Genomic DNA, 289 nt, shown 5'->3' with positions numbered 1-289 from the left:
ATAGATACGGAAAACGCTATGAAATCACAGGCGAAGAGGATCTGCAGGTTTGATGAACTCGGCGACACGGAAATTCATCTTCCATGATTTACAGACGATCGAAGGATATATCGATCCGCCCGACGCACTTGTGTTCCTCTCGCTGTTGCAAAGACAAAACAGCGACAACCTTGACGGCGGCATAGCCGAGATCGGCGTCTTCTACGGACGCTCCTATTATCTGTTCCGGAAGATCTGCGGGCCGGATCAAAAACTGCTGGCGATCGATCTGTTCGACATCGGCCAGACC

1 protein-coding gene is annotated in these 289 nt (G+C 51.2%); it reads left to right on the top strand.

Annotated features, from left to right (window positions below; translation table 11 throughout):
• Positions 1 to 49: 49 nt before the first annotated feature.
• A partial coding sequence (locus tag SB724_RS19790) for a hypothetical protein (RefSeq protein ID WP_410572503.1) occupies positions 50 to 289 on the top strand: 240 nt, incomplete at its 3' end.

This window comes from Bacillus sp. SIMBA_031 (assembly GCF_046535225.1).
GTDB classification, from domain to species: domain Bacteria; phylum Bacillota; class Bacilli; order Bacillales; family Bacillaceae; genus Bacillus; species Bacillus velezensis.
The sequence above is the reverse complement of the archived record's forward strand: the minus strand, read 5'-3'. Positions and strand labels throughout refer to the sequence as shown.